Genomic DNA, 21,895 nt, shown 5'->3' with positions numbered 1-21,895 from the left:
GAGATGAGAGGTAAAAATCCAGACATCAAAAAATCCCCGACCAGAGGTCAGGGATTTGCTCTTAGCGGGCGACAATCTTGCGGTAGCTGCGTGAAGTCAGAAGAAAGACCAGAATATAGGTTAGGAGGAAGACTCCACAAGTTGCAAGTGTTGTCTGAATCAAAAGAGGAAGATTGGTCACACCCAATAGAGCAACTATCAAGCGCAACATATGAAAGACCGCTGCTACATGTAGAAAAGCAAAGATGAGAGGTAGGAAGAAAACAGTCAAAATCTGTTTTCGAATGGTACTTCTAGTCTGCTTTTCATCTAAACCAACTTTTTGCAAGATGATAAAGCCATCTCGGTCTTCATATCCTTCAGAAATTTGCTTGTAGTAAATCACGAGAACAGCTCCCAGAAGGAAGATAACCGAGAGGAAGACACCGATGAAGAGCAAGGTTCCAGTAAGTTCCTGATAGCTCTTTTCTGCGCTGTAACGGTCACTAGCCATTGCGAAGCTACCATCTTGAGCTTGTTCCTGATCCAAAGCGTCCCTCAACCCCAGTTGGACTTGCTCGACAAACTTTTTACTGCCCTTAGTCTCTGAAGCAACTCCAATGTAGTAGTAATGTTCCACATCGAGATTAACATCTTTGCTATCATTGACCACCATATAGAGCCCCTGTTCCATGGTTACATCGTTTGGATTAGGGATTTCCCCATGCGTGAAATTCGACGATAAAAGCTGCTTAATCTTCCAGTCCTTGCCATTCACTCGGAGAGGCTTGTCCTTATTTAAGGAAATATTTTTCCCGTAAACTAGGGTTTCATCGTCTGCTAAGTCTATCTTTTCCCCTGTCATTTTTTCATAATCCTGGCGATTGATGACTGTAATCGTGCCTGCAGACTTGGTCAAGATACTTGTATCTGACTCCAGCTCTCTTTGCATTGGAACTGTCACATCATTACCAGCCAGTTTCGTAATGAAGGCTGATTGGTAGAGATAGGTAGTATAGCTTGGCTTCTTCAGATCTGTGTCCTGAGCGACTTGCTGGACCTTGTCCAACAGATCCTCCTTCTGATCGGTCGATTTCGGCAAGACGATACTGACATTATAATCCTTCGGATGCAAGGTAGTAATATAATCCTGACCTCCAACATAGATATTGATTGTACCGACCAGAGTCACTAAGAGCATGGTAGATAGAATGGAGATAGTTGCCAATCCTGCTGCATTTTTACGCATCCGCGAGATAAGATTGGAAACAGAAATGAAATTCTGCGTTTTATAGTAGTAGCCTTTGCGCTTTTTGAGAAATTGTAATAGTGTAATCGAACCTGCATTAAAAAGCAGATAGGTTGCGATGATAACCATGACCACAGCTATAAAGAAATTGCCGATAGCAGCGACAGGCTTGGTAACGGTCAAAGCCATATAATAAGCCACACCCATGAGCAGGAGCCCCAGCAAGGTTTGCAGAAAAAGGAAGCGTCCCTTCTTCTCGCCTGCTTTCTTTTCTTTTACAAGATGCAGAGAGCTATAGCGTAGAAGACGCGTAGAGTTGAGCAACAAAATCACCGCAAAAGCGACACCTAGACTAGCTAGAGTCATCCAGACATTCTGCCATTGAAAGGTCGAGGCAAGAACTGCCGGCATTCCCATCAATTTCAAAAGGACTGCGTAGAGCATCTTATCTAAAGCTAGACCAGACAAGATACCCAGACCAACTGTAGCTAGATAAAAAACACAGAGCTCAAAGAAGGTCATGACTAGCAGATGCTTTTTCTCCATGCCCAGCAGACTATAGACTCCCAACTCTCGGGAGCGGTTTTTCATCACGAAGCTATTGGCATAGGTAATGAGGATAAGGACGGCAATCTGAATGACATGGATGCCAAACTGCAAGGTCATGCGAGCTGCCGAACCGCCATAAGAGGTCTCCATATTCGGGCTATAAGCTAGTGAGACAAAACTATACAAAATTGCTGTTGCCAGTACCGTCGCCAAAGCAAATGGATAATACAAACTGCGATTTTTAACCAGATTGGACAAAGCCAGTTTACTCGTTAGTTTGAACATGATTGCCCACCTCACTTGCCATAACTGTCAGAGTGTCAGAAATCTCTTGGAACATCTGCCGCTCTGTCTTGTCACCGCGGAAGATTTGATTATAAAGAATCCCATCCTTGATAAAGAGCACCCGCTTTGCCCGGCTAGCCGCTGCTGTTGAGTGGGTCACCATGAGAATGGTTTGACCGCGGGCATTGATATCGTCAAAGACATCCAACAAGGCTGCCGAAGACTTGGAATCCAAGGCTCCCGTCGGCTCGTCCGCCAGCAGAATCTCAGGATCAGTGATAATGGCCCGAGCTACTGCGACCCGCTGCTTCTGGCCTCCAGAAATCTCATAAGGAAACTTCTCTTGCAGCTTGTTAATCCCCAGCTCATTACAGGTCGTAACCAGCTTTTGCATCATCTCGGTAATGGGACGGCGAGAGAGGACTAGCGGCAGGAGGATATTATCCTTGACCGACAGGGTGTCCAGCAGATTGAAATCCTGAAAGACAAAGCCTAATTTCTCCCGGCGGAAGCTGGAAGCCTGACTATTTTTGATGGTTGCCGTGTCAGTTCCGTTGAGAAAGACGCGGCCCTCAGTCGGCTTGTCCAACATGGCTAGGATGTTGAGCAGGGTGGATTTCCCGGAGCCTGACTCCCCCATGATGGCGACATATTCACCTTTTTCTACCGTAAAGTGAATGTCCTTCAAGGCCTCTACTTGGCTGCCCTGAAAGCGGGTTTTATAAATCTTTTTCACGTGTTGTACGTCTAATAATGTCATCTTGCTTCCTTTCTGTTTAGCAGGAACCTATCAAAGCCCTGCTTTTAGCAGTTTTTATAAACTGCCTCCTAATTGATAAGTCTATTTTATCTCAATACCAAACGCCCAGCCATAACCTAAGCTTACATTTTAAAGTGCAATCTTACACTTTTGTAAGATGAGATGGAGTTTATTTTACCCAAAAGGCAATCAAAGCAATTAGCCAAAGGTGGGCTGGATAGAAAATATAGAAGAAATATTTGCTCCACTTGCTGCTGGATCCTCGCTCACCATTATAGAAGTGCAAGAGAGGAAGAACACTGATAAAGAGCCAGTCTGAATTATAGAGCAGCATAGACAGAGTGTCCTGTAAGGTTGGATAAATTTGAATACTCATGGCAAAGAGAACTCCCGCCCAAACTACATAGGACAAGTTTCTGAAAAAGACTTGGTTTCTAAAAAGGTAGGTCAAGAGCATGAAAGGAAGCAGAGCCATGCCACCTTCGCTAAAGAGAAGCCCAGCCAGCAAGACTAATACTCCTGCCGCTATCCGCAAACCACGCTTCCTATCCTTAGCAGCTCCGCCATTTTCAGAAAAGCCAAAGAAAAGACTCAGCATGAGGACCCCGCAGGCCAAGGTCAGGAAGATGTTGTGAGTGAGGTAGATGCCCTTCTCCTGAAAGAGAAGCGTCAGGATACAGTTTCCTGTCTGCATCAGGGCTGCCCAAAAGAAGAGCCGCATATTGTAAGCCAGACGGTTGTGAGTGTGGAGAAAACCTTCCACTGCCATGAAGGCAAATGCTGCTCCGACACAGCGAGTTAGGGCATGCAAAACGCCATCCCATCCGTCCGGCACCAGCCCTGGTATCTGGCTGATATGGTCAAAAACCATAAGAAATGCCATGAAGAGCTTCAACTGAAAAGCATTTATACCTTTTGATTTCATTTTTCTGTCTCCTTCTTATTTCTTGACTCTATGATAATAAAAAAGAAAGGCCGGTACCATAACCTAACCTTTCATTTGCTAGTTTTATTCTTACAATTTTGTCACTTTTAAAAATCATGCAAAGCATCTACCTAAAATAGCTCAAAACCTAGTGACTTTTATGAAAACTTTCTTCCATCTGCAACTGTTCTAAAAAGTATTTGACCGCTTGTCGGTCTGCTTCCGTTCCAGAGCCCTCTATATTACGAATATGACGTAGACCATATTGCTCCACTATCTTATCCGTTGCCCCACAAAAGGTCCGCGGATAACGCTTCTGGTTGCCATTGATGACAAAGCCTTTGATTAGATGCTCATACTTTCTGATGAAGCGCTTAGTCGTCCACGGAATCTGCCCTGCTCCGCTATTTCTGCTGACTAAAATGCAAGGCTCCTCCAGCTTTTTCCAGACTGACTGGCTAGGCAGTCCCAGACTTTTAGCAAACTTCTTGCCCAAACCAGTCAGACTATCATAAACCACTACTAGCAACTTTCTTCCTCCTACTCAAAGATCAATTTCTTCTCAGGAAAGGCGATGGAAACCGCCGTTCCCTGACCAACTTGAGAGTCTATAGCAATCTTATGTCCCAGCTGATCAGCAATTTTCTTGGACAGATAAAGACCTAAGCCTGATGACTGCTGGGTCAGACGACCATTGTAGCCTGAGAAACCACGCTCAAAAACCCGCAGCAAATCAGCATTTTGAATCCCCAGACCCGTGTCCTTGATGTAGAGGCTGCCCTCATGAAAATAAATCTCTATGCTGCCTTCTTTGGTGTATTTAAGACTATTGGATAGGACCTGCTCCAAAATCACTAGAAACCACTTTTTATCAGTGACAATCGTGTGGTCTAGGTCATGAAGATTGAGGCTGAGTCCTTGCTGAATAAAGAAAAGGGCGTATTTCTTGACAACTTCTCTGACCAAATCAGCAAGATTTTCCTGCTTCAGAACTAGATCGTCATGGAAGCTTTCCAGACGGAGGTACTGGAGCACCAGATGAACGTAGGATTCGATCTTGAAGAGCTCCTGCTCCAGCTGAGACTTGGCTTCCTTATCTTTCAAGTCTCCAATCAAGAGTGAACTGGCAGCAATAGGTGTCTTGACTTGATGAACCCAAAGAGTATAGTAGTCCAGCAAATCATTGTATTTTTCCTGCTCAACCAAGAGCTGATTCTTCTGTTCATACTCCAACTCTTCCACTCTTTCCTGCAAAAGCTTTTCTAGAGGAGTCTGCGCCTGAGCAGAGGCTTGCAGCTTCTGGCTGCGATAAGCCTTATAGGCCGTCCAAGCATCTGCTCCGATAAACAAGAAAGACAGAAAAGCCAGCAAGAGCGCAACGTATTCCAGCAGACTGCGGTAAGCATCAAAGACAAAGGCAAAGAGCAGAATAAAGCCTAGCAGCAAAATCAGCAGAGCTAGAAAAAATCGCCGTGAATAAAGGTAAAATCTAAGAAAGAAAAATTTATCCTGTGTGTCCATTGATGAGACCGTATCCTATTCCTTTTTTGGTTTCGATGAAGTTTTTCAGTCCGTGCTCTTCAAGCTTCTTACGCAGGCGAGCGACATTGACCGATAGGGTATTGTCATCAATGAAAAAGTCACTGTTCCAGAGTTCCTTCATCAGGTCATCACGCGCCACGATACCATCAGAATGCTCGAAGAGAACCCGTAAAATCTGAAATTCGTTCTTTGTCAAGGTCACCACTTTCCCATCAAAGACCAGATCTGTTGACTTGAGATTGAGAATGACACCTTGGTGCTCCAAGAGACTTTGGTCATTTCCAAATTCATAGGAACGGCGCAGCAAGCCCTGAACTTTAGCCAGAAAGACATTGTTGTCAAAAGGCTTGGTCACATAGTCATCTGCCCCCATATTGATAGCCATGACAATGTCCATGGACTGATCACGGGAAGACAGAAACATGATAGGCACCGTTGAAATCTTGCGGATTTCCTGACACCAGTGATAGCCGTTAAACAAGGGCAGACCGATATCCATCAGCACCAGATGCGGCTCCTCTCGGACAAAGACAGTCAGCACATCCATAAAGTCCTCAACTGCCACTACCTGAAAGCCCCATTGTTCCAGCATCTTTTTAATCATTTGACGGATGACTGGATCATCTTCTACTAGTAAAATCTTGTGCATCTTTCCCTCCCGATTGCTTGCTAGTAACATTATACCAAAAAATGCGATTGCTTGTTTATCATCCTCAGTCTAAGGTAGGATTTTTCTGGAAAAGAGAAATTCTATCAGAAAAATATGCTATACTAACTAGTAGAAATTGGAGATATAATATGAGCAATATTTTTACTTACCTTGAAGAAGTTCAGCATGACAGCATTTATGATAAACCTTTCAATGAACTGGATCTGCTGATTCTGACAGAGATGACCTACTTGCCTTTTGACCAACTAGTGCACGAGGACATGTCCCCCTACTGCGACTGTCGGCTGCTGGATTTGGCCAATCAAGTACCGCGCGACCTCTCCATGATGGTCAGCAAAAACCGACTAAAACTGCTAGATTCGGCCGCAGCCTCTACCCGCTTTAAAAATCTAAAACTGATGGGCTATGTCAATGACGTTGACCAAGATATCCAGAAGCAATTCGCTGCCTTGATTTTCAAAATCAAGCCTGATACCTATGTTCTGGTCTTTCGCGGTACGGACGACTCCATTGTCGGCTGGAAGGAAGACTTCCACATGACCTATATGGCTCAAATCCCTGCTCAGAAAATGGCCGCCCGCTACCTGCAGAAAGCCTTAGAAAATCTGCCCGGTAACTTTATCCTAACCGGCCATTCCAAAGGAGGAAACCTGGCTTCCTATGCAGCCAGTCAGATGGAAACGTCGCTTCAAGACCGTATTGAAGCCATCTACAGTTATGATTCTCCCGGTCTCAATCACTCTGTCACCGAAAGCGATGGCTATCAGGCCATAGTTGAAAGGATGAAACGCTACCTGCCTCAGAACTCCATCGTCGGCATGATGCTGGAAACACCTAAGGAAGCTAGGATTGTTAAAAGCAGTGCCATCGGCGGCTTTGCCCAGCACGATACCTTTTCATGGAAAATCAAGGGAGACTCTTTCCTATTGCTGGATACACTAGATGCAGAGAGCCTGCAGATTGACAAAACGTTTAAAAATTGGGTGAGCACCGTTTCAGATGAAGAACTTAAAGACTTTTTCGACCTCTTTTTCGGACTGATTTTGGATGCTGGTATCCAGTCTGTCGACGAACTGTCCAATGTTGAAAACTTTAACAAAGTCCTTGATATCCTGAAAAATGCTCAATCTCTATCAGACCAAGAACGTGACATGCTGCTGCGCTTGTCCAAGCTCCTTCTGAATATGCGTGTTCAAAGCTGGAAGGATGACATTAGCATACCTAATCTTTCTGAAATTGGCAAAGATATCCGAGAAAATCTATCACGCTGGAGTAGGCAGTTGCCTTTCGGCCAGTCTGAGACTGACAAAAAGGAAGAGACTGCTACAGAAGTTCACGAGTAAAATCGCAAAAGTCCTCTTTATCTTATCCAACAGAAAACTTGGCCTTTCCATACCAAAAAAGAAACAAGCTCTTATCTTGACAGCTTGTTTTTTCTTTGTTAAAATGTAACAAAAACATTTACAACTAAGTAGTGATAAAAACAGAAAGGATACCATCATGAAATCTATCAAAGGAATCGCCCTTATCGCCGTCAGCATAATCCTGACTATCTATGCTTGGGCTTCAGCTGGGATGACCAACTTTATCGTACCTGGTCTAGCCTTGACTACCCTCTCGCTAACTTTTTTACTTGCGACTCGGAACTCCCTATTGGAAAAATGGTTCCATGGCATCGAAAAGATGTACGCCTATCATAAGTTTACAGCTATCTTTTCCGTCGTCCTGCTTGCTCTCCACAATGTTGCCATGGGTGGCAGTCTCTGGGGCTCTCATCTAGCAGCCCAGCTTGGAAATGTCGGCATCTATCTCTTTGTCAGTATTGTTCTGGTGGCCTATCTTGGCAAGCACATCAAGTATGAGGCTTGGCGCTGGATTCACCGCTTTGTCTATCTGGCCTATATCTTTGGTCTCTTCCACGCCTATATGCTGATGGGCGGTCGACTCCTGACACCGACCTTGCTAGGCTTCGTAGTCGGATTCTACGCTATCATCGGTTTAGCTTCTGGCTTTTATATCATCTTCCTCTATCAAAGTTTGGCCTTTCGCCATCTGGGAAAAATCATTCAGGTCAAACGCCTGAACCACGATACCGTGGAGTTGAAGATCCAGCTTAGTCAAAAGCTAGACTACCAGTATGGGCAGTTTGCCTTTGTCAAGATTTTCCAAGAGGGATTTGAAAAAGCGCCACATCCTTTCTCTATCTCTGGCGGTCATGACAACATTGTTTACTTTACTATCAAGAACTCTGGTGACCATACTAAAAAACTTTATGACAAGATCCAAGAGGGAACCAAGGTCACCATTGACCGAGCTTATGGCCACATGATACTTGACCAAGGGCAGGAAAAGCAGATTTGGATTGCTGGTGGGATTGGCATTACGCCCTTCATCTCCTATATCCGAGAAAATCCTAATCTGAATCGTCCAGTCAGCTTCTACTATGCTTATACTGGAGCAGAAAACGCTGTTTACCTAGACCTACTCAAAGACTACGCAGCCAAGAATCCGCAGTTTGACCTTCATTTGGTCGATAGCAAGGTCTCCGGCTATTTGGACTTCAAGAATTATCCTCTGGACGACAAAACTACGGTCTTCATGTGCGGACCTGTCAAGATGATGGATAAACTAGCCAACGAATTTAAAAAGACCAATCCTAAAGCAGATCTGGTCTATGAAGGCTTTAAATTTAAATAAAGAAGGCAAAAAGAGGAGTTCAATCCTCTTTTTTACTCTATTTGAATTTAACTAATTTTGAAAAAGATAAAATTTCTATCACTCAATATCCAAAAATAGACTTTTCAAACTACAAAAATATACGGAAAAGATTAATTCCAATCAGAATGAGAAAGAAAATAGAAAATCCGATAAACAAATATTTAAAATACTTTTCATTGCTGATGTAGCGCTCAACATATGCCTCTTCTGGATTCTTAGGATTATAATAGACCGTCATACCTGAGCCGACGGGAAATATTTTTTTCAAGTCTAGACTCCTATCCGAGCCGTAAACATAGTCACTTGAAAAGACATCTTTTTGGATTTTTCCTGAAGATGCAGGGATAAACTGTTTATACTTAAGACTTTTTCGATATTGTTTGCCGCGAACGGTATACTCTACAATAGGCAAGGCTACCTGAGGTGGCTTACCATGGCGACTATAGATAGTACTGTTATATCCTACTACTTTGCCTGATACTAAAGATGTAGATTTACTTCTAAGAGTAGCCCAAGCACCACAATCATAAACATAGGATTCATTACTATCTCCTTCGTTACTTTGATATTCAATACATATTGTATCAAAATTGTCATCGATACCAAATCCTCTATAAGATATCCTTTTGGTCTCAAAAAAATTATCGTTTTTCGATATATTTTTCTTGAAACACAATAAAAAATAGATTATAATAAAAGGAAAAGAAAATCTACTGCCGGCTGATTTTCGATAGAGGTAAGCATCATGAAAAAGATTGAATTAAAAAATAATTTTTTGCTCAAAGATATCGTTACTCTTCTGAATCTTATCATAGTGGGTTATGCTGCTATTTTGGTGTTTCTTACTATCCTAAGTGTGATTTCTTACACCGGTCTTTCCGACAGGTTGGGAATAAAGCTCAATGTTCAATTTCTGCCCTCAGTTGATTTTTCAAATTTGTGGAGTATTCTAACCTTTGTTATAAATCTTCTCACAGCTTCTTTGACTATTTATCTCATCTATCTTGCTCGTAATTTCATCAAAAATTTGATTGGTGGAAAGATTTTTGATTCATCAAACACGCAACTAGCTGATAGGGCATGGAAAGTCTTTCTGGCTCTGACCTTTCTTTCCGTTAAGGTTGCTGCATCAGGCAATCCCATCGCCCTCCCCTTCTCTTTTAACGCCAGTATGAGCTTTACACCTCTCTTGGGTGCTCTGATTATTTGGCTGATGATGAAAATTCTGGAAAAAGGGATTGATATAGCTGAAGAAAATGAATTTACTATCTAGGAGGCTGCTATCATGATTATCGTTAATCTTGATGTTCAGCTGGCCAAGAAAAAGATGAAACTGGGAGAACTAGCCGATATCATCGGCATCACAAACGCCAACCTTTCCATCCTCAAAACAGGCAAGGCTAAGGCTATCCGCTTTAGCACCCTCAATGCTATCTGTAAAGCCCTTGATTGCCAGCCCGGAGACATCCTAGAATTTACAGATGATGAAGAATAAAAAAACTCCCGTCCTAGCCGATTTTATTTAGCTAAGAATGGGAGTTTTGCTTTTCTATTCAATCATTTGTGTTTCAGCTAGTTTCTTATACCAGCGAGCGGATTTCTTCGGATAGCGTTCCTGCGTTTCGAAGTCTACGTAGAATAAGCCGTAGCGTTTTTCATAACCGTTAGACCAAGAAAAGACATCCATCAGAGACCAGATAAAGTAGCCCTTGACATTAGCCCCATCCACAATCGCATCAGATAAAACTTCCAAATGCTGCTTGACGTAGTCAATACGAGCATCGTCGTAAACCGTATTGTCCACAAATTCATCCTTATAACCCAGACCATTTTCTGTGATATAGATCTTCTTGTAGTTGGAATAATCTTTCTTAATCCGCATGATTTGGTCATAGAGACCTTGCGGATAGATAATCCAATCCCAATCAGTTTTTGGTATATGGGTTGGAGATTCTCTGCGCCCTACACCCTTAATCTGGTACTTGGAGCTTCCCTTTTCGCCTTTTCCGTTATGGATAATTTCTGTTTCACCGTCAAAGTCGCGCATCCAGTCACTCATATAGTAGTTGATGCCAAGGAAGTCATTGAGGTCTTTAGCCGCTTCTAGAGCCGCGAAGTCTTCATCTCGCAGATCCAGCTGGCCACCATTGACCTTAAGGATATGATTCACTCCTGCCAGAGTTACATCTGAATAGTGTCCCAGATAAGTCGCATCTAAGATGAACTTGTTATGAATAATATCTTCCAACTCTGCCGCTCTGACATCTGCTGGATTTTCTGGATCATAAGGATATTTTGTCGGAAGTGCATGAACGACACCGATTTCACCCTTGTATCCCTTGTCCTTATAGAGCTTAACAGCACGAGCATGGGAGACCATCATGTTGTGATGGGATTGGAAAACCTTGGCCAAGTCATACTGGATACCCGGAGGGAATTTTCCAACTAAGTACTGGCCATCGCCAATAGGGCCAATTTCATTGAAAGTCGTCCAATAGCGAACTTCTGGAAATTCTTCAAAACAGAAAGCCGCATAGTCTACAAAGTGCTCAATATTTTCCCGATTGAGGAAATCGCCATTTGAATGAAGAGCCTCTGGTGTATCAAAGTGGTGAAGGGTCACAAAAGGTTCTACATGACGCTTGTGACATTCTGCGAAAAGATTATGGTAAAATTCCACACCTTTTGGATTGACCTCGCCAAAGCCTGTCGGGAAAATCCGTGACCAAGCAATGGAAATTCGAATACCATTGACGCCATACTCCTCAGCCAATTTCAGATCCACTGGGTATTTATGGTAAAAGTCACTGGCAGGTTCTGCCGTGTACCAGTAGTTATCCTCTAGGTACTTATCCCAGGCAACAGGTCCTTTTCCATCTGTGTGGGTTGCTCCCTCAGCTTGATAGGCTGCTGTTGCACCACCGAAAATAAAATCTTTAGGTAAGCTTTTTGTCATCTTATTTTCCTTTCAATAGCCTTTGAGGTGAAACAAGTAAGTAAATAGGTGAATAACAGGGGAATTGAACTTTGCTTCACCTCAAATGAACTAACAAATTAGTTGTTGAATTGCTCCTGAACGAAGGCTAGCGCTCCTTTGCCATCACGGGTGAGTTTGATGTATTGGCCGCCTTCAGTCTTAGCTAGCTTGATGCCTAATTTATCTGTTTCCGCCTTCATGTCTTCAAAGTTGGAGGCAACTTGAGGAGCCAGGATAACCAGGTCAAACTCAGGCAGCATTTCACGGTGAGCACCGTATCCACCCGCTGCTGCTTTGACAGGGACATTGTATTCAGCTGCTGCTTTATTCAAAGCGTTGGCCAGCAATCCGCTAGTCCCACCACCTGCACAGAGCACCAGAACATTGGTTTCTTCGCTAATATTGTTTTGCGCTGGAGCTTCTTCCTCCACTCCTGCTTTTTCAAGGATAGCATCTGCTTTAGCAGTGTTAAAGTTGGCTGCTACTTTTTCTTTAAGAGCATCATTAGCTTTGCCAGAACGTTCTTCTTCTAGGATTTGTTCGTCATAAACCTTGACAAATGGATAGTAAATAATCACATCTACTACGACAAGGAGGGCTGCTAGTACAAAGGACAGAAGCTGGAAGTTGGTACCCAGCACAATTCCCAGAGGTCCAGGTGTTACCCAAGGAAGGTTGGCTGAGAAGGAGTTCATGTTTAAGGTATCAACAAAGAATTTAAAAATCCATACGTTTGCGATAGGTGCAAAGATAAATGGAATGAAGAAAATCGGATTCAGTACGATTGGTGCTCCAAAGAGAATAGGCTCATTGACACCAAAGAAAGTTGGGACAACAGATGCCCGTCCAATTGCACGGTTACGCTCGGACTTACAGATCCACATGAAGAGGAATGGAACAATCAAGGTCGCACCAGTACCACCCATGGTAACGATGAACATTTGCGTACCAGAAGTGATGACCTTATCCGCATGCTGACCAGCTTGAACTAGAGCCAAGTTAGCATCGATATTGGCATAAGTAATGGCAGCAATGGCAGGCTCAACGATAGATGGACCGTGAATTCCCACAAACCAGAAGAAAGCATAAGCACCAAAGATAAGTGTGATTCCCAGATAGCCATCTGCCGCTGAGAAGAGTGGAGCAAGAAGTGTTCCGATGGATTCAGCAACCGTCACTCCCAGACTTGCTTTAACAAGCAGTTCCAAACCGTAGAGCAGAACGACTGAAACAGTAAATGGAATCAAGTCTTTAAATACTTGCGAGATATTTGGTGGAACTTCTTCTGGCATGCGGATGGTGACATTATTTTTCACACAAACCTTGTAGACATTAACCGTAACGAAGGCTGCGATGAAGGCTGTCAAAAGACCTTTCGTTCCCATGAAGGCAGTTAGGAAGCCACCTTCCTTGGCAGGTTCAGCCGCCATGAGGAGGAAGCCGACCATAGAAGCCAGCATAGTAGACAAGAAGTTAATCTGGTTTGTCGCAGGCAGGTCGCGGTTGACAGAGTCTGTCAGCGCCTTAGCAGTGGTCCCACCCACAAAGAAAGCCAGAATCCCCATCGAATAGCTATAAGGGGTCATTAGGAAAGTTTCAATGTCCTTAGACCAGTGGAAGCCCCAAGCATTTGGCACATAGGCAATCAAGATAAAGATAGATGAGAAGAGGATGACTGGCATACCAGCGATAAAGCCATCCCGAATAGCACGGAGATAGATATTCCGAGAAATCTTCTCAAAGAAAGGCTTCCCTTTCTCAATAAGTCCGATGAGTTTGTTCATTATTTCACTCCTCTTTTGTATAGTTCAATCAAATGGTGCATCATGTCTTTTAGCAAGATAGTAGTCATTAAGTGATCTTGGCCGTGCATCATGGTCACACTGTAAGCCAAGTCCTCACCAGCAGCTTCTTTTGTCAAGAGACTGGTCTGAGCGTGGTGTGCTTCAGCGATGCAACCATTGGCTTCTTCTACCAAGGCATCTGCCTTAGCAAAATCCCCAGCTTCTGCGGCTTTCAAAGCTTCTAAGAGCTTGGAGCGAGCGTCACCAGCGTAGGCCACAATTTCAAAACCGAGCAATGTTATTTCTTCTCTATTCATGAGAGTTCCTCCTTGTATTCTTGTGTGAAATGTTATTATTATTTTCTACTATAAAAGGCGTTGAATATGCAGCACCAGGTAGACCCGTTCGCTGCGGTAAAGATCAATTCCTGTCTTCTGGGCAATGATGTGGTAAATATCACTTCCGACCTGATAGGCTTGAGGGTAGGTCATCTGGATCTGACTTTCCATTTCCAGCAGGGAAACATTGTCATCACGGCTTCTGTCCAGATAGTCCAAAAAGTAGTTCAGGTGAATCATAAAACGGTCATAAAAGTTGCTGTTTTCTGCACTTCTTTTAATGCCATTTTTCTTCAGCTCTGCCTCAACTGCAGCCAGAATATCTTTTCGCCTGCCCAAATGGCTTTGTCCCTCAGGATTGGTCTCCCCTTCGGCATTGATAAAGTGATAGGCAATGCGATTGACCTCGTCGCCAGGGAAATTATCCAACAACCGCTCGCGGTATATGGCTACCGCTTCCTGGGCAATCTGATAAGGGACAGGGTATTTGTCCGAAGCATCTGGCAGGCCACTCTCCTTGTACCGCCCCTGCTGCAGAGCCTGATATGAACAGTAAATGTGATCCGTCAGCGTGACATAGATATAGTCCTGGACAGGGTAATCATACTTCTTAGAAAGGGTATCAATCACATCATAGGTCACTGTGATAAAGTCCAGTGGAACATCTTTGAGCAAGGCCACAAAGTTTTCTTTAGACTCTTCCGTTCTTAGGCGAAAGATTTTCTCAATCTTACTTTCCAGAACGATGTCACCCTTCTTTTTATTAAAAGCTATGCCACTGCCAATCAGAACAACCTCTTCACCATTTTCATGTTTGGCTAGAGCAACATTGTTGTTCATAGGATGTATGATTCGATACATATCTCCTCCTCTTCATTTTCTAGGGTTCTGGCAAAACAAAAAGACCACAAACAAACCGAGGCTATATCTTCCCTCAATTTATTTGCGGTCACGCCTAATCCAACTTAGTAACGCTCACCCTATTCAATTTCTGATTTCATTATAGCATATCAGTCTCGGAATGTAAACCCTTACTTTATTTATTTTTTAACAAATTTTAGGCTCTTTCTTTCCAAGAGGTAGCTGTTTTTTGAAGAACCTTGTTGAGCTCATCAATATTTTCAAATCCTGTTGTACGAAGCCACTTGCGAGCTGCTTCTTCACCTTGCTCAATGTAGTCTTTGACACTGCCAGCCCAAGTCGCACGTCCGCAAAGAACACCGTTGAAGTTAGCACCTGACTCATGAGCAAACACAAGTGTTTCTTGGAAAAGTTTCGCAGATACACCCGCACTCAAGTAGATGTATGGCAAGTTCGTTGCCTCATCTTGTTCCTTGAAGAAGGCAGCTGCTTCAGCTTTTGTATGCACCACTTCACCATCGCCAAAGCCTTCAACGTATTTAACATTGACTGGAACTTCCACTTTCAAGACATCAATGTTGAAACGTGGATCTGAGAAGACCTTCATGGCACCGATAACCTTGTGAGGTTTAATTTTAGCGTACTCAGCGCTGGAAGCATCCGCAATCTTTTCATCGTAAGCCAAGATTTCAAGGAAGAAAGGAATATCTTCTGCCACACACTCTGAACCCACACGCTCGATATAAGCCTGCTTTTGCTGGTTGAGTTCTTCAGAGCTGTCTACATCATAGTAAAGAAGGAATTTCACCGCATCCGCACCTTGTTCTTTGATGCGTTTTGCTGACCAAACATCCAGACAGTCTGGCAGGCGCTTGGTACTAGAAGTATCATAGCCTGTCTTTTCATAGGCCAATAGCAAGCCAGCGTTCTTGTCCAAAGCCTTAGTAGCAGGCAGTCCATACTCAGGGTCCAGCAGCATAGATGAAGCGTAAGGAGTCAGCTCTTCTGCAACCAAAACTTTCAGTTCTTCCATTTGAGCTACTGTTGGTTCTGCTTCCTGGTGTTGAGCCATAAGGCGTTTCAAAGCACCGCGTTGGTCAAATGCCAAGGCAGAAATGATGCCATTCTCATCAGAAAGTTTTTCCATGTACTTGCGTTTTTGTTCTGTTAATACCATTCTTTATACCTCTTTTACTGTAATTTGATTATATAAATTATCATAATTGTAGACATTGACATGTCCAGTCATTTTTTCTTGGGCATTGAGCATGCCCAGAACATTTGCTTTTTTGAGCAGAGAGACATCATCTTCTTGATGACTCAAGGCTGAGGAGATCCCTGCAACAGTTGAGTCTCCAGAGCCAACTGGATTGACCACTTGGATTTTAGGAATATCTACTTTATAGAAAGTATCCCAGTGCTTAGCAAAAGCTCCATCTGCACCGAGTGATACGATGATCCACTCGATTCCATCAAAGAGCGGTTCTGAAAGGACAGCTTTTAACTCATCCAAATCTTTGGAAACTTCGCGACCCAATAACTGAGAAAGTTCCTCGTTATTTGGTTTGATGGCAGTTGGTTTGACATCTGATTTGAGTACAGCTTCCAGAGCTGCTCCGGAGCAATCCAGCACCACCTTATTGCCAGCTTGATTAGCCATTTCAATCAGCTGAATATAGTAGTCTTTCGGTAGGCCCGCTGGCAGACTGCCCGAGATACTGACAACATCTGCCTCAGCCATCAAAGACCGGAAGTGTTCTTGAAAATCCCTCGCCTCATCTGCTGTAATAGTCGGACCGGCTTCCAGGATTTCTGTTTGCTTACCTTCGTGCAAGACAGCAATGCAATTTCTCGTATCTCCCGAAATATTATAAAAGCATTGTCTAACATTAGGATGGAGATTTTGTAATAAAAATTCTCCATTGGTTCCACCGATAAGTCCCGTCGCAGCGACATAGTCTCCAATTTCTGCCAAGACCCTGGTCACATTGAGACCCTTGCCTCCTGCTGTCTTACTGACTTCAGCAACACGATTAACAGTATTTATTTTCAATTCTTCTAAGGGATAGGAAATATCGATAGAAGGATTCATGGTCACTGTAAGAATCATCTGGCTACCTCACTAGTCGTGGTACTCTCCACGATCCCATTTTTCAAGAAATTCTGTAAAGAAGTTGGCATCTGTTTGATGAGCATTGTGAGTCTCAACGTGCTCAATTTTTGCGATCAATTTTTTATTTTCTTCAGTCGGCTTGTACTCCGCATGAATGAAAGCTTCGATGATGTCACACATAAGGAGCTCACCAGTGATTTTTCCGCCAAAACCGATAACATTGGCGTTGAGTTCTTCCTTAGCATAGAGAGCTGAAGTCATGTCACGTACCAAAGCTGAACGAACACCAGGAACTTTATTTACAGCGTTGTTGATACCGACACCTGTACCACAGATACAAACACCAAGATCAGCTTGTCCACTAACGACTGCCTCCCCTACTTTTTTACCAAAGATTGGGTAGTGAGTACGTGTATGGTCATAAGTACCAAAATCAAGAACTTCATAGCCTTTTGATTTTAGAAAATCAGAGACTGCCATTTTTTCATTGGTAACGATATGGTCACATCCAATTGCAATTTTCATTTGATTTCTCCTTTTCTTAGCACATCTTGTTGAGCATGTCGACCCGGATTTGGTGACGGCCGCCGTCGTATTTACCATTGACAAAGCCTTTGGCAATGTTCTTAGCCAGCCCTTCACCAACGATTTCAGCTCCCATCGTAATCATGCGAGAGTTGTTATGACCGCGAGTCATGTAGGCAGAGCGTTCATCTGAGACTTCCGCCGCTACCATGCCTTTGATTTTGGTCGCTACCATAAATGGACCAGCTCCATAAGCGTCAATGACAATACCAAGATTTTCCTCTTGTTTATTCACCTCAGCCGCAACTGCAAGGGTCACATCAACAAAATCCTGATCTTCTTTCGTCACATCCACCACTTCAAAGTTTTCTCCAACGAGAAAATCCTTAACCACATCTTTCAGCTTACTTCCAGCAGTATCTGCTCCAATAATAATTGCCATGAGCATTCTCCTTTGTTTGATTTTTTGCACAGAATATTGTTTATAAAAAACACTTTCTGTTTCCTATAAGCATACTATACTCCTTTAAAAGTTATTTGTCAACAGATTTTTGTTTGTTTTAATCAAAATATTTTTAAATATGATTAAAATAAACAAAAAAAGCCCTAAAAAGAGCTTTCTGATAATTTTTTCATCTATTTAAAATAAACTAGGAAATAATCTTGGTATAAACCTCAAGTTCTTCTTGAGCATTTTCAGACATCTGGTCTGTGATAACAGCTGTAATATCAGCCAAAGGACAGATAGAGGTAAAATCTTCCTTGCCAATCTTAGAAGAATCAATCAATAGGTAAGTCTCTGTCGAGCGCTCCAAAGCTAGCTTCTGAGTGTAGGCTTCTTCAAAAGAAGAGGTCATAATCTGTCCGTTTTTGATGCCATTGCCACTAAAGAACATCTTGGTAAAGTACATCTTATCCATGATGGCATTGGTCATCTCGCCAACAAAGGCTTGAGTCGCTTCCCGCATCTCCCCACCAAGGAGAAAGACTTTGAAGGTATCCGACTTCTTTTTTAAAAGATCGTGAAAAATAGGCAGACAATTTGTAATCACGCGCAGATGCTGATTGCTGATTTCCTCAGCCAGCACCTCCACAGAAGTCCCCGGCCCAAGAAAAATAGTATCGCCATCTTCAATCAGCTCCACAGCCTTCTTGGCCACAGTCCGCTTGGCCTCGATATTCTGATAAAGCTTCTCTTCATGAGGGATTTCTCTGTACTTGAGGTGCTGATTACTTTTAGCCCCACCGTGAACACGAGTCAGAAGCCCTTTACTTTCCAGCTGAATCAAGTCCCGCCGAACCGTCATGTCGGAGACCTTCATACTCTCTACAATATCAGCAACCGTCACCGTCCCAGCTCGATCCACCAGCTTAACTATTTCGCCCTGTCTCTGATTTTTACCCATACTATTCCCTCTCTACACTCTAGTTTTGTTTATTATAACTCATTTTTCTGTTTTTTTCCATATTTTTTGTTTGTTTTAAACAAAAATGAGGGTTTGCGATATGGTATAGGAGATAAAAAAGCACCTCGCAATGATGTGCAAGATGCTTTCCCCAGTTGATAGAACGACACATTTCACTATCAGCTAAACTGTAACAATACTCAAAAAGTTATGATTCCTATTTATTCATATTTTTAAAAGTTACTTTAGCCTCTGAGTCAATACTAGTCACGATATTTGTATAATAGGCTTCCGCTGATTCTGTAATAAGATTTTTATACTGTTTAATGTATGCTTCTTGTTCTTTATTGCTAAGAGATTTCGCAACATGCTCTCCAGTATCAATATTTTCTGTTGAACCGCTCAACAGCTGTCCACTCATATCATAGAGTTTATATCGATCTTTTGGATTATCTGAGACCTCTACACCTATGACTTCATATTTAGGTATAGTTAGCTCGTACTCATGTTCAGAGATTTTCCTAACCTTGACTCCTTCCTTAATCCCAAATTTAGCCGTATAATTAAGAATGATAATAGCTTTCTTAACAGACAGTGGAATACTGATATTGGTACCAGGAATCTTCTTATCTTTCTCAATCGTTTCAACCTTTTGAATCCCTATATCCAAAAAAACACTTTCGTTGACTTTCTCTAAGCGAGTTATTTGAGTATAGATTTGACTTCGCTCATCTGAAGCATTTTTCCCTTGAAAATATCCAATGATATTATAAGTTTTCGCAACAACAAAAAAGATAGCAAGAACGGCTACCACAATCCATATGTAAACTTTAGCCCCCAAAACTTTTTTTATGAAATCCTTAACTATTTTCATTATATTACTTCCTCCGAATCAAAAATGCTACTCCAAGACTGATGATAGCCAGAAAAGCTGCCAAATAAGGATTCAGCGGAAAGAGAATGACAATTAAAAGCAACAACAAAACAAGTGATGCAATTTTTACTATTTTCATAATATAACTCCTAAAACTTTTTCAATAAAAATTATATAAATATATATACCTTTTGTCAAGCGGTTTCAAAAAGAATATTACATCAAAAATCCCCCAGCAGCCTCCTGCTGGGGGATTGTCATTAGATAAAAACTTGCTATCCAATCAAACTGCCATTTGGGACTTTCTCGTCTACAGTAAGGAGAGTCAGTTGGTCGCCGTGCTCGGCTGATAGAATCATACCTTGGCTGATACGGCCCATCATTTTGCGCGGTTTGAGGTTGGCTACGATTTGGACTTTCTTGCCGACCAGTTCTTGCTCATTTGGATAGTGTTTAGCAATACCAGAGAGGATTTGGCGGTCCTCACTGTCTCCTGCATCCAAGCGGAACTGGAGAAGCTTATCAGATCCCTCAACTTTAGACACCTCTTTGACTTCTGCGACACGGATTTCTACCTTATCAAAGTCGTCAAACTTGATTTCCTTGCGGTTAAGTTTGAGCTCGACTTCTTCTGGATTCCATTCTTTTTCAACCGCAGGTTTGTTGCCTTCCATTTGTCCCTTGATATAAGTAATTTCTTCTTCCATATCCAGACGTGGGAAGATTGGTGTCCCTTTCTCTACAACTGTCAGACCTGCTGGGAGTTGGTCAATTGCTAGATTTTCCAGAGACGTTGCTTGAGGCAAGCCTAGTTGACTGAGGACAGCCTTGCTGGTTTCCATCATGAAAGGCTCAATCATGTGGGCCACAACACGAAGGCTAGCTGCTAAGTGGCTCATGACACTTGCAAGTTGATTGCGGAGGGCTTCATCCTTAGCCAAGACCCAAGGAGCAGTTTCATCAATGTATTTATTGGTGCGGGAGATGAGCATCCAGACTGCTTCTAGGGCGCGTGGGTAGTCTACTGCATCCATGTGTCTGTAGTAGTCAGCGATGGATTGTGCTGCTACCTGAGCCAAAGCTCCGTCAAAATCCGTTACATTTTCTTCGTAGACTGGTATTTGACCGTCAAAGTACTTGTTAACCATGGAAACAGTACGGTTAAGCAGGTTCCCAAGGTCATTAGCTAACTCATAGTTGATACGACCTATATAGTCCTCAGGAGTGAAGGTTCCGTCTGAACCAACAGGAAGACTGCGCATAAGGTAATAACGCAATGCATCCAAACCATAGCGTTCTACCAGCATTTCAGGATAGACCACATTGCCCTTAGACTTGGACATCTTGCCATCTTTCATGACAAACCAACCGTGGGCAATCAAGCGGTCAGGTAGCTTAATATCCAGCATCATGAGCAGGATTGGCCAGTAGATAGAATGGAAACGCAGAATGTCCTTGCCCACCATGTGGAAGACTGTCCCATTCCAGAATTTATCGTAGTTAGCGTGATCATCCTGACCGTAGCCAAGAGCAGTCGCATAGTTAAGCAGGGCATCAATCCAGACATAAATTACGTGTTTAGGATTAGATGGCACTGGCACGCCCCAAGTAAAGGTCGTCCGAGATACAGCTAGGTCTTCCAGACCTGGCTCAATGAAGTTTTTCAGCATTTCATTAAGACGTCCGTCTGGTGTGATAAAGTCTGGATGAGATTTGAAAAATTCTACCAAGCGGTCTTGGTACTTGCTGAGGCGCAGGAAGTAAGACTCTTCTGATACCCACTCCACTTCATGTCCAGATGGCGCAATTCCGCCAGTTACTTTCCCATTTTCATCACGGAAGACTTCTGCCAGCTGGCTTTCTGTGAAGAATTCCTCATCTGATACAGAATACCAGCCTGAATATTCACCCAAGTAGATATCATCTTGGGCTAAGAGTCGTTCAAAGACATCGGCTACAACCTTTTCATGGTAGTCATCGGTCGTCCGGATAAACTTATCATAAGAAATATCCAGCAGTTTCCAGAGTTCCTTGACCCCAACTGCCATCCCATTGACATAAGCTTGAGGACTGATACCAGCTTCTTCAGCTTTTTGCTGAATCTTCTGTCCATGCTCGTCAAGGCCAGTCAGATAGAAAACATCGTAGCCCATGAGACGCTTGTAGCGAGCCAGAACATCACAAGCAATGGTCGTATAGGCAGACCCGATGTGGAGTTTACCGCTCGGATAGTAGATAGGGGTTGTAATATAAAAGTTCTTTTCAGACATGATTTCTCCTTACGAGGCAAATGAGACCTCTTTTTATTCGGAAATTGCCATTTATCACGCAGATAAACCA

The 21,895-nt window shown here is 42.9% G+C and carries 23 protein-coding genes; 4 read left to right on the top strand and 19 right to left on the bottom strand.

The window, feature by feature from the left end; translation table 11 throughout:
* Positions 1-61: 61 nt before the first annotated feature.
* The 6 genes from J1C91_RS03480 to J1C91_RS03455 all read right to left on the bottom strand — a co-directional run bounded on the left by J1C91_RS03480 (position 62) and on the right by J1C91_RS03455 (position 5,938).
* Positions 62-2,062, bottom strand: coding sequence for an ABC transporter permease (locus J1C91_RS03480; RefSeq protein WP_002909200.1), 2,001 nt, complete (start codon positions 2,060-2,062; stop codon positions 62-64).
* A complete protein-coding gene (locus J1C91_RS03475) occupies positions 2,043-2,822 on the bottom strand; it encodes an ABC transporter ATP-binding protein (protein WP_002909199.1) in 780 nt (259 codons plus the stop codon). Before J1C91_RS03475 ends, J1C91_RS03480 begins: the two co-directional genes overlap by 20 nt.
* Positions 2,823-2,991: 169 nt before the next feature.
* Positions 2,992-3,747 (bottom strand): TraX family protein, encoded by a 756-nt coding sequence (locus J1C91_RS03470; RefSeq protein ID WP_002909198.1) that lies wholly within the window; start codon positions 3,745-3,747, stop codon positions 2,992-2,994.
* Between the two features lie 148 nt (positions 3,748-3,895).
* Positions 3,896-4,276 carry a class Ib ribonucleoside-diphosphate reductase assembly flavoprotein NrdI gene (locus J1C91_RS03465; RefSeq protein WP_002909197.1) on the bottom strand — a complete coding sequence of 127 codons (381 nt, stop codon included), beginning with the start codon at positions 4,274-4,276 and terminating at the stop codon, positions 3,896-3,898.
* Positions 4,277-4,287: 11 nt separating this feature from the next.
* On the bottom strand, positions 4,288-5,268 hold the full coding sequence (locus tag J1C91_RS03460) for a sensor histidine kinase (RefSeq protein WP_002909196.1): 981 nt from the start codon (positions 5,266-5,268) through the stop codon (positions 4,288-4,290).
* Positions 5,252-5,938, bottom strand: coding sequence for a response regulator transcription factor (locus J1C91_RS03455; protein ID WP_009659088.1), 687 nt, complete (start codon positions 5,936-5,938; stop codon positions 5,252-5,254). Before J1C91_RS03455 ends, J1C91_RS03460 begins: the two co-directional genes overlap by 17 nt.
* A 41-nt stretch (positions 5,939-5,979) precedes the next feature.
* Here J1C91_RS03455 and J1C91_RS03450 point away from each other — a divergent pair, with 41 nt between their 5' ends.
* Together J1C91_RS03450 and J1C91_RS03445 are read left to right on the top strand one after the other, a co-directional pair.
* A complete protein-coding gene (locus J1C91_RS03450; protein WP_002909195.1) occupies positions 5,980-7,302 on the top strand; it encodes a DUF2974 domain-containing protein in 1,323 nt (440 codons plus the stop codon).
* Between the two features lie 157 nt (positions 7,303-7,459).
* The gene (locus J1C91_RS03445; protein WP_002909194.1) at positions 7,460-8,656 is read left to right on the top strand and encodes a ferredoxin reductase family protein; all 1,197 of its coding nucleotides are present in this window, start codon (positions 7,460-7,462) and stop codon (positions 8,654-8,656) included.
* A gap of 109 nt (positions 8,657-8,765) precedes the next feature.
* Here the strand turns inward: J1C91_RS03445 and J1C91_RS03440 are convergent, their stop codons facing one another.
* Positions 8,766-9,353, bottom strand: a complete 588-nt coding sequence (locus J1C91_RS03440; RefSeq protein ID WP_032912402.1) for a DUF3592 domain-containing protein — start codon at positions 9,351-9,353, stop codon at positions 8,766-8,768.
* A gap of 69 nt (positions 9,354-9,422) precedes the next feature.
* Between J1C91_RS03440 and J1C91_RS03435 the strand changes: the two genes are divergently transcribed.
* Both J1C91_RS03435 and J1C91_RS03430 read left to right on the top strand, forming a co-directional pair.
* Positions 9,423-9,950: a DUF2975 domain-containing protein gene (locus J1C91_RS03435; RefSeq protein ID WP_002909185.1), complete on the top strand. Its 528-nt coding sequence runs from the start codon at positions 9,423-9,425 to the stop codon at positions 9,948-9,950.
* Positions 9,951-9,962: 12 nt separating this feature from the next.
* The gene (locus tag J1C91_RS03430) at positions 9,963-10,172 is read left to right on the top strand and encodes a helix-turn-helix domain-containing protein (protein WP_002905070.1); all 210 of its coding nucleotides are present in this window, start codon (positions 9,963-9,965) and stop codon (positions 10,170-10,172) included.
* Between the two features lie 54 nt (positions 10,173-10,226).
* On the opposite strand, the gene lacG is transcribed toward J1C91_RS03430, so the two are convergent.
* The 12 genes from lacG to metG all read right to left on the bottom strand — a co-directional run bounded on the left by lacG (position 10,227) and on the right by metG (position 21,825).
* Positions 10,227-11,633, bottom strand: a complete 1,407-nt coding sequence (gene lacG / locus J1C91_RS03425) for a 6-phospho-beta-galactosidase (RefSeq protein WP_002909184.1) — start codon at positions 11,631-11,633, stop codon at positions 10,227-10,229.
* A gap of 98 nt (positions 11,634-11,731) precedes the next feature.
* Positions 11,732-13,438 (bottom strand): lactose-specific PTS transporter subunit EIIC, encoded by a 1,707-nt coding sequence (locus J1C91_RS03420; RefSeq protein WP_125438207.1) that lies wholly within the window; start codon positions 13,436-13,438, stop codon positions 11,732-11,734.
* The gene (locus J1C91_RS03415; protein ID WP_002909182.1) at positions 13,438-13,755 is read right to left on the bottom strand and encodes a PTS lactose/cellobiose transporter subunit IIA; all 318 of its coding nucleotides are present in this window, start codon (positions 13,753-13,755) and stop codon (positions 13,438-13,440) included. Before J1C91_RS03415 ends, J1C91_RS03420 begins: the two co-directional genes overlap by 1 nt.
* A gap of 48 nt (positions 13,756-13,803) precedes the next feature.
* The gene (locus J1C91_RS03410) at positions 13,804-14,637 is read right to left on the bottom strand and encodes a PRD domain-containing protein (RefSeq protein WP_002909181.1); all 834 of its coding nucleotides are present in this window, start codon (positions 14,635-14,637) and stop codon (positions 13,804-13,806) included.
* A 196-nt stretch (positions 14,638-14,833) separates the two neighbouring features.
* Positions 14,834-15,814, bottom strand: coding sequence for a tagatose-bisphosphate aldolase (lacD, locus tag J1C91_RS03405; RefSeq protein ID WP_002909179.1), 981 nt, complete (start codon positions 15,812-15,814; stop codon positions 14,834-14,836).
* Between the two features lie 3 nt (positions 15,815-15,817).
* On the bottom strand, positions 15,818-16,747 hold the full coding sequence (locus tag J1C91_RS03400; RefSeq protein ID WP_002909178.1) for a tagatose-6-phosphate kinase: 930 nt from the start codon (positions 16,745-16,747) through the stop codon (positions 15,818-15,820).
* A gap of 12 nt (positions 16,748-16,759) precedes the next feature.
* Positions 16,760-17,275 carry a galactose-6-phosphate isomerase subunit LacB gene (lacB, locus tag J1C91_RS03395; protein ID WP_002894723.1) on the bottom strand — a complete coding sequence of 172 codons (516 nt, stop codon included), beginning with the start codon at positions 17,273-17,275 and terminating at the stop codon, positions 16,760-16,762.
* A gap of 16 nt (positions 17,276-17,291) precedes the next feature.
* Complete coding sequence (gene lacA / locus J1C91_RS03390; RefSeq protein ID WP_032911878.1) at positions 17,292-17,717, bottom strand: galactose-6-phosphate isomerase subunit LacA; 426 nt, start codon at positions 17,715-17,717, stop codon at positions 17,292-17,294.
* A gap of 208 nt (positions 17,718-17,925) precedes the next feature.
* A complete protein-coding gene (locus tag J1C91_RS03385; protein WP_004185878.1) occupies positions 17,926-18,681 on the bottom strand; it encodes a DeoR/GlpR family DNA-binding transcription regulator in 756 nt (251 codons plus the stop codon).
* A 217-nt stretch (positions 18,682-18,898) separates the two neighbouring features.
* Positions 18,899-19,555, bottom strand: a complete 657-nt coding sequence (locus tag J1C91_RS03380) for a DUF4230 domain-containing protein (RefSeq protein ID WP_002909176.1) — start codon at positions 19,553-19,555, stop codon at positions 18,899-18,901.
* A gap of 4 nt (positions 19,556-19,559) precedes the next feature.
* A complete protein-coding gene (locus J1C91_RS03375) occupies positions 19,560-19,694 on the bottom strand; it encodes a hypothetical protein (protein ID WP_002909174.1) in 135 nt (44 codons plus the stop codon).
* A 136-nt stretch (positions 19,695-19,830) separates the two neighbouring features.
* Entirely contained in the window at positions 19,831-21,825 is a 1,995-nt protein-coding gene (gene metG, locus J1C91_RS03370) for a methionine--tRNA ligase (RefSeq protein WP_002909173.1), read from the bottom strand.
* Between the last annotated feature and the right edge of the window lie 70 nt (positions 21,826-21,895).

It is taken from the genome of Streptococcus sanguinis (assembly GCF_050222175.1).
GTDB classification, from domain to species: domain Bacteria; phylum Bacillota; class Bacilli; order Lactobacillales; family Streptococcaceae; genus Streptococcus; species Streptococcus sanguinis_M.
Note: the sequence above shows the minus strand (reverse complement) of the source record. Positions and strands in the feature narration are given on the sequence as shown.